This window comes from Sphaerotilus natans, assembly GCF_900156335.1.
GTDB classification, from domain to species: Bacteria; Pseudomonadota; Gammaproteobacteria; order Burkholderiales; family Burkholderiaceae_C; genus Sphaerotilus; species Sphaerotilus natans.
In genome coordinates, this window is sequence record NZ_FTMZ01000050.1 from 1 (window position 1) to 2,178 (window position 2,178).

At 68.2% G+C, this 2,178-nt stretch carries 2 protein-coding genes and 1 pseudogene; all 3 read left to right on the top strand.

The annotated features are described in order from the left end of the window. Nucleotides 1–137: 137 nt before the first annotated feature. Nucleotides 138–1,139 (top strand): TRAP transporter substrate-binding protein, encoded by a 1,002-nt coding sequence (locus BW996_RS20855; protein WP_081838320.1) that lies wholly within the window; start codon nucleotides 138–140, stop codon nucleotides 1,137–1,139. Between the two features lie 49 nt (nucleotides 1,140–1,188). Beyond that, nucleotides 1,189–2,061: a shikimate dehydrogenase gene (locus BW996_RS20860; protein WP_037486324.1), complete on the top strand. Its 873-nt coding sequence runs from the start codon at nucleotides 1,189–1,191 to the stop codon at nucleotides 2,059–2,061. 13 nt (nucleotides 2,062–2,074) lie between these two features. Further along, nucleotides 2,075–2,178 (top strand): annotated as a pseudogene (locus tag BW996_RS22360) (4-hydroxyphenylpyruvate dioxygenase); the annotation flags it as partial.

A 2,178-nucleotide genomic window follows, 5' to 3' on the forward strand; every position in this document is an offset into this window, starting at 1 on the left:
CATCCCCTTCATGATCGCCCAGTTCACCGTCATGTTCCTCCTCGTCGCCTTCCCCTCCATCGTCACCGTCCCCGCTCGTTGGCTCGCCAGCTGAGGCCAGCCCGCATCTCTCCGTCCCACCACTTCAAGGAAATGCCATGAAACGCCTGATGATCAAGACCCTGGTCGCCGCCGCCGCGCTGGCCGTCGCCGGTGTCGCCGCCGCCCAGGACAAGACCTTCAAGCTCGCGCTGCAGAACCCCAAGGGTCATCCGCTGGTCACCGGCGCGGAGAAGTTCGCCGAGCTGGTCGCCGCGAAGTCGGGCGGCCGCCTGAAGGTCAACCTGTTCCCCGGCGGCACGCTGGGCGGCGACGCGCAGGCCGTCTCGGCCTCGCAGGGCGGCACCATCGAGATGGTGATGCTGAACTCGGGCATCCTGGCCTCGCAGGTCAAGGACTTCGAGATCTACGACTTTCCCTTCATGTTCGCCAACAGCCGGGAAGCCGACGCGGTGGTCGACGGCCCCTTCGGTCAGAAGCTGCATGGCAAGCTGGCCGAGAAGAACCTGATCGGCCTGGCCTACTTCGAGCTGGGCTTCCGCAACATCACCAACAGCAAGAAGCCGATCAACATGGTCGAGGACATCGCCGGCCTGAAGCTGCGCGTGATCCCGAACGCGATCAACGTCGACTGGGTCAAGGCGCTGGGCGCCAACCCGACGCCGATGGCCTTCCCCGAGGTCTACGCCGCGCTGGAGCAGAAGGCGATCGACGCGCAGGAGAACCCGCTCAACGTCATCCTGGCCAACAAGTTCTACGAGGTGCAGAAGCACCTGGCGCTGACCAACCACCAGTACAACCCGCAGTCGCTGATCGTCAGCAAGAAGGTCTGGGACGGCCTGGCCGAGGGTGACCGCAAGGTGCTGCAGGACGCCGCGCTCGAGGCCAGCAAGTTCCAGCGCAAGCTCTCGCGCGATGCCTCGGCCACCACGCTGGACGCGCTGAAGAAGGCCGGCATGCAGGTGACCGAGCTGTCGGCCGCCGAGCAGAACGAGCTGCGCACCAAGCTCAAGCCGGTGATCGACAAGCACGGCGCGGCGATTCCCGCCACCGTCGCGGAACTGCAGGCCGAGCTGGCCAAGATCCGCGCCGCCAAGTAAGGCCCAGGCAAGCGACGAGCTCCGCGAGATCGAAAGGCTGATTTCCCCCATGACGACGACCCCGAACCGCAAGGTGCTGCTTGGCCTGATCGGCGCCGGCATCCAGCGCTCGCTGACCCCGGCGATGCAGGAGCAGGAGGCCGCCCACCACGGCCTGCGCCTGCACTATCAGCTGATCGATCTCGATCTCTCGGGCGGCAGCGCCGAAGACCTGCCGCTGCTGCTCCGGGCCGCGCGCATGATGGGCTACGCGGGCCTGAACATCACCTATCCCTGCAAGCAGGCGGTGATTGCGCACCTCGACGAGCTCTCGGACGAGGCGCGCGCGATGGGCGCGGTCAACACCGTGGTGATCCGCGACGGCCGCCTGATCGGCCACAACACCGACGGCTCAGGCTGGGCGCGCGGCTTCACCCGCGCGCTGCCGGACGCCGACCTGCGCTGCGCGGTGCTGCTGGGCGCCGGCGGCGCAGGCGCGGCGATCGCGCATGCAGCGCTGCGCCTGGGTGTACAGACGCTGCGCATTCTCGATGTCGATCCGGCGCGCGCGCAGGCGCTGGCCGCCGAGCTCAACCAGATCCATGACGGCGAGCGGGCTTCGGTCTGGACCGATGTGGCCGCGGCGCTCGACGGTGCCACCGGCCTGATCCACGCCACGCCCACCGGCATGGACAAGCTGCCCGGCCTGCCGCTGCCGGCCGAGCTGGTGCGCCCGGACCTGTGGGTGTCCGAGGTGGTGTATTTCCCGCTGGAAACGGCACTGCTCAAGCTCGCGCGCGAGCGCGGCTGCCGCATCAGCGACGGCGGCGGCATGGCGGTCGGCCAGGCGGTCGGCGCCTTCGAGCTGTTCACCGGCGTGACGCCGGACGCCGGACGCATCGAGCAGCATTTCCGCACGCTGGTCAGCCAGCGCCAGAACTGAAAGGCAAGCCCCCATGACCCTTGACCGCGAAGACATCGGCGAGCTGCCCAACCCGCTGGGGCTGCTGGGCATCGAATTCATCGAATACGCGACGAGCCGGCCGCAGGCGCTGGGGCA

Coding starts and splice junctions, on each gene's coding strand:
- BW996_RS20855 (WP_081838320.1), top strand. CDS start 138: ATGAAACGCCTGATGATCAAGACCCTGGTCGCCGCCGCCGCGCTGGCC.
- BW996_RS20860 (WP_037486324.1), top strand. CDS start 1,189: ATGACGACGACCCCGAACCGCAAGGTGCTGCTTGGCCTGATCGGCGCC.